Raw genomic sequence first — 5,018 nt, 5'->3', positions numbered from 1 at the left:
ATGTCTCCCCGCCCGTTCGATCCGAGACAGTCAGTCCCGGCGCTTGCCAGTGATCCTCTCACCGAGAAACAGGGCAAAGGCTCTCTGATGCGGCACTAGATGCCGAAGGGTCGCGGTCCGATCGCGAGCACGGCTCGCCGATCCGGCAGCCGGCGGCGGTCTGGGCCAGGGTGTCGTGCTTGCGCAGGCACACGAGTGTGGTGAGGGCTCATTGGGAAGCCGGCAGTCTGCACCGGCGGTCACCCCCACGGGCGGGTGACGATCAGCATCGTGACCCGCTCCACGGAGGGCATGGGGGACGGTCCAGTGCAGCAAGACGGGTGACCAACAAAGCTCCCTGGCGGACAAGTCGAGATGTGGGATCTCTCGCTCGACCGTCCGGGAGCCTTGTCCATCATGATCCTCAGCCTGCCACCCGATAGCGGCCCGACTCGAAGATGCACAATGGAAGACTCAATTCGGGCCATTTGCCCATCAGTTCGGCCTGAGAAGGCGTTGCATACTGCGCATGCGGCCTCTAGCCTCCGGTGGCAACGAACTTTGGAGGCGTTTCCATGGCTCGAGCACTGAACCTGTTGTCGACGGCAGTCCTGGCGTCGGGTGTCTTCTCGGGCGTCAGCGCGCCGGCCGAAGCGGCGGCCCCAGCAGCCGAGATCATCCCGATCGACCTGCTGCTGGCCGGCTCCTACACGGACGCGGCCCGCGAGGCGATCGCGATCTGGAACAGGGCCGTCCCCTCTATAAGGTTCGTCGAACAGAATACCCCTGCGCCGCTTCGGGTCATGGAGTACAAGACGGCTAGGGGAATCCAATCCCACGTCAACATCAAAGGCGCGGGGCGCGGCTGGGTTTATCTCGAAGTCGGGGACGCCCAGCTATACAAGCCGTCTCGCATAGTCGTCCACGAACTGGGCCACATCCTGTCGCTCCCCGACCTGGGCCCGGGCAGCCCTTGCTCAAAGGTGATGTCAGGTGCTTGGGCAGGCTCGGGCTGTGTCAACGTTCAGCCCGACGCCGCAGAGAAGGCCGCCGTCAGGAACTTCTTCGCCGCCAACAACGTCGGCGACCGGGTGCCGTGGTGGGGGTCAGCATGATCCGTTGCTTCAACGGTGCTTGAGGGATGACGAAGTTTCGGTCAGGCTCCCCGTAAGGTTGTTTGGAAACGAGGTAATTACTCGCCGGAGTCCGCGAGGAGGAGGTGTGGCCCCGGGCAAAGGGCTCGGGGCGGCATCCGGGGCCTGGACCGTCTTCGAGGACGAAGCTGGCTTCTCGATGACTCCGCTCCGTGCCCCACCCGGGGCCGAAGCGGGCAGACCCCTCATCCGCGTGCGAGGCCGCTCCCGCCGCCGGACACCGGCCCGCGCTGTGCTGTTGCAACCCGGTGAGAAAAGAGCCGTCTCATCCCCCGGCCCCGCACGCATCTCCTGCTCAAGGGCGCACACAAGAGCTTCTCCGGGAAGGATTGCTGCGGCTTCCTGTGCGGCACAATCCAGCTCGGCGGCCCGATCGCGGCGGTCTGGAACAACTGTGAGACTTGAGGTGTGCCGCTGGGAGCGGACGCCTGACCCGTGGGACAACTGGCCGCCGTGCCCTGCTCAACACCCATTTGGCCGCAGGGCTGAAGCGGTATGAGGCCGAGCACGACTGGCTCACTGCCATCCGGCTTCCGCCCTGCACGCGACCTGAATCCCGTCGAGGCTGTCTGGCCACTCGTGCGCAGAGCGATGGCCAACAGCGCCTTCGACACACCCGACGACCTTCACCGCAAGCTCCGCCGCGAGTTACGCAGGATCCAGCTCCGACCCCACCTGATCGACGGCTGCCCCACCGCCACAGGTCTGGCCGTCAACCCACCGACCCGGCCCTGAAAGCCTCAGCAGTCGTGAAGCGAAGCGGCGGTCGGCGTGCCTATCGCGCGGCCCTCGTGAAAGAGCGAGCCTGGGACAACGTGCGACGTCCGCAGGACTGCCTCCGGGCGAGGCGTCCCCAGTGGCTGGTTGGGGTGCCGCCCTCAACCAGTCGGACCGGCGCCCGATCAGCAGCTTCAGCCGAGGCGGCTTTGTCACGGGGGCGGATGGGCACCTCGGGTCACGGCATCCTGGCCGAGCCGACGATCACGCCGGCGTCGCAGGCGTCGGCTTTTCCTTCACCGCGGTTGTCGCCGGAGACGCGGCTCACCAGCCGCCGGGGAGATAGAGGACCTCCTGGCCCTGGCTGACCAGCAGGGCTAGCAGCAGCGCGGGCTCCCCACCGGTCATGTCGATCGCCCAAGTCACCTGTCGGCCGTCTGCCAGGTCAAGGACATCACCGATCATCTTGAGCAGCTCGGGCTCGTTGTTGGCAACCCGCCCCGACAACAGCGTCTTGCCGTCCGAGTCCAGGGCAATGCCGTGATGATGTCCCTTGCCGCTGTCGATCCCCGCCCATATCCGGCTCATCGCTCTCCTGACATGCGTGTTCGTTCAGTTCGTACCACGGACAACTTGGCCGGCATTGCTCTACGATGACCGCGGTCTTTTCACCCGCTGCGAACCGCTTCCCTGCCTGAAGCCGGACCCCCTCACTAAACGCTCGACTCAGCGGTCAGGCCCCCACCCTCTGGATACCTCACCCCATCGACATACCGCAGGATCATGAACCGTCACTACCCGACGACAACCCGAAAATCTCAGTAGCTCAAGCACCAGCGGCTTCGGCACGGTGGAACCCCCTCCCACCAGCCGGTATGCCCACTCCACACCTAACTTACGCAAGACCGCTTTAGATTTTGCTGGTGTCGGAGCCAAGCTGCAGGGCCAAGAATCGGGGGCGCCGCACCGGGCCGTTCAGAGGGCAGGCAGCGGTCCCGTAGTCCTGTTTTGATGGGCAGCATTCCCTGGCTGCTGCTTGCCCCTAGATGATCGATTCCAGGGTGTCAGTGAGCGAGCGGAGGGTCTCTTGCCTCGTGGACTGGAGCCAGGGGCTTCGGGGAGAGACTCCAGGTTTCTGATGTGGTTTATGGCTGCCCGCAGTCGGGCTCGGCGTGGCCTCGAAGAGGACGTCACCACTTTCGGTGCGCGGTTGCCTTGCGGCCGGTCACCAGGCTTGCTGGGGGAACGTCATCAGCCACGACCGCGCCGGCGGCAACCACGGCGTCACGGCCGATGCTGACGCCGGGCAGGATCGTGGCACCGGCACCGATCCATACGTTCTCCGCCACGTCGATGGGTGCGCCGGTGAGGTACAGCCGCCGCTCCTCGGGATCCACCGGGTGGCCGCTGGTGATGAACGTGGCCTTCGGTCCGATCATCACGCGCTCGCCGAGCCGGATGCCGGCATAGTCCAGGAATGTGCAGTTCTGGTTGATGAAGACGCGCTCGGCGAGGTCAAGGTTCAGGCCGTGGTCGGTGTAGAAGGGCGGATAGATCGTGGCTCTCAGCGGCAGTGGCTTGCCGAGGATCTGTTCGAACAGTTCCGCCTTGCCTGCTTCGTCTTTGAAAGGCAGGACGTTCAGGCGGGAGGTGAGCTCGGTGGCCCGCAGGACCCTGTCGGCCATGGCCTGGAACTCGGCGCTGTGGATGCGCATGAGACGGTCGCTGGACATGCCGTGATCCTTGCTGTGAACCGGTGACTGGACAAGACTCACCCGGCGATCGAAATCACAGGGGTGCCGGCGGAGACGAAGACGAGGGCGCCCAAGATCGTTTTGTGACGAACAGCCTGGACACCCTCGCGACGGCACTCTATGTGAAGACCGACGACCTGCTGAAGGCGTCTCCTCATCTGGCGCCGTGGGTCCTGCCATGGGGATTGCCCCGCAGCTCACCGACGCCGAGCTGGTCACGCTGGCGGTGATGCAGGCCGTGCTCGGGTTCACCTCCGAGGCCAAGTGGCTCCGCCACGCCCGCTCCCACTTGCGACATCCCCTACCTGCCCCAGCAGCCCGGCTGCAACAAGCGGCTGCGCAAGGCCGCCGAACTGCTCCGCCGGGTCACCCGGCTACTGGCCACAGATACTTCGGTGTGGAGCGATGACGTGTGGATCGTGGACTCCCCGCCGGTGGAATGCGGCCGCTCCCGCGAGACCGTCAAACGCTGCGACCTGGCCGGATGGGCCGAGTACGGCTACTGCGCCAGCCACAGCCGCTTCTTCTGAGGCCTGCGGCTGCACCTGGTGTGCACCCTCCAGGGCCTGCCCGTCGCCTTCGCCCTGACCGGGGCCAAGGCCAACGAGCGCGAGACCCTGCTGGACCTCCTCGCCGCCGAACCCGGCCTCGTCACCGCCCGGCCCGGACAGACACTGATCGGCGACAAGAACTACTCCGGCCAAAACTTCGAAGGCGACCTCGCCGAACAGGGCATCCGGCTGCTGCGGCCGGCCCGCAAAGGTGAACCGGAACGGCCCGGAGCACCCCTGTTCAAACCCCTCCGGCAGGTCATCGAGTCGGTCAACGAGACCTTCAAGGGCCAACTCAATCTCGAACAGCACCGAGGACGCACACCCGTCGGTGTCGTCGCCCGCGTCATGCGTCAGCGGTGCCGGGTGCCTCCGGCACCGTGTCCGGTGTGTTCGCCCCGGGTGAGGAGGCCGGCGGCGCAGTGGATGCGCGGACCGGCCGCTACTCCTTGGAGGTGCCGCTGCTGGCGACGGCGGGCCGTGGTGAGGCGGGGTTTGCGCTGGCTCTGTCGTATGACCAGGAGTTGTCGGGTCTGGGGGTGGACCGGCAGGGCCTGGGCGCGGGCATGGGCTTGGGCCTGCCGTTCGTGGACACCGAAGAGGGCCGCGTTGTGGCCGCCGGCGGTGTCTACGAGATCGACCCGGCTGGCAGTGTCCCGGGCGGTGCCGGCTCGGGTCTGAAGCGGTTCCCCGGTGAGGGGGTGCGCTTCGAGCATGTGCCGGGGGGCAGCCTGCCTGCCCGGGAGGGGGTGGAGGAGCGCGGTTACGAGTGGCGGCTGGCGGACCGCACCGACGGGTCGGTGCAGTACTTCGACACCGCCGGCAACCCGGTGGCGTTTGCGGACCGGCACGGCAACCGCACC

3 protein-coding genes and 4 pseudogenes are annotated in these 5,018 nt (G+C 66.4%); 4 read left to right on the top strand and 3 right to left on the bottom strand.

From position 1 onward, the window contains the following. Positions 1-554: 554 nt before the first annotated feature. Both IF89_RS0134275 and IF89_RS49895 read left to right on the top strand, forming a co-directional pair. Complete coding sequence (locus IF89_RS0134275) at positions 555-1,094, top strand: snapalysin family zinc-dependent metalloprotease (RefSeq protein WP_030776574.1); 540 nt, start codon at positions 555-557, stop codon at positions 1,092-1,094. Between the two features lie 503 nt (positions 1,095-1,597). Next, positions 1,598-1,868, top strand: a pseudogene (locus IF89_RS49895) (transposase); the annotation flags it as partial. Positions 1,869-2,018: 150 nt separating this feature from the next. Here the strand turns inward: IF89_RS49895 and IF89_RS39025 are convergent. The 3 genes and pseudogenes from IF89_RS39025 to IF89_RS0134260 all read right to left on the bottom strand — a co-directional run. Then, positions 2,019-2,438, bottom strand: a pseudogene (locus tag IF89_RS39025) (IS110 family transposase); the annotation flags it as partial. A 43-nt stretch (positions 2,439-2,481) separates the two neighbouring features. Then, positions 2,482-2,611: pseudogene (locus IF89_RS49890) on the bottom strand (IS630 family transposase); the annotation flags it as partial. Between the two features lie 429 nt (positions 2,612-3,040). Continuing rightward, on the bottom strand, positions 3,041-3,583 hold the full coding sequence (locus tag IF89_RS0134260; RefSeq protein ID WP_030776568.1) for a DapH/DapD/GlmU-related protein: 543 nt from the start codon (positions 3,581-3,583) through the stop codon (positions 3,041-3,043). A 104-nt stretch (positions 3,584-3,687) separates the two neighbouring features. Here IF89_RS0134260 and IF89_RS39020 point away from each other — a divergent pair. Beyond that, a pseudogene (locus IF89_RS39020) lies at positions 3,688-4,512 on the top strand (IS982 family transposase); the annotation flags it as partial. A gap of 32 nt (positions 4,513-4,544) precedes the next feature. Further along, a partial coding sequence (locus IF89_RS47275; RefSeq protein ID WP_199820616.1) for a hypothetical protein occupies positions 4,545-5,018 on the top strand: 474 nt, incomplete at its 3' end.

The sequence above is a fragment of the Streptomyces sp. NRRL F-2664 genome, assembly GCF_000719345.1.
Lineage (GTDB): Bacteria > Actinomycetota > Actinomycetes > Streptomycetales > Streptomycetaceae > Streptomyces.
This window is presented reverse-complemented; position numbering and strand designations above follow the sequence as displayed.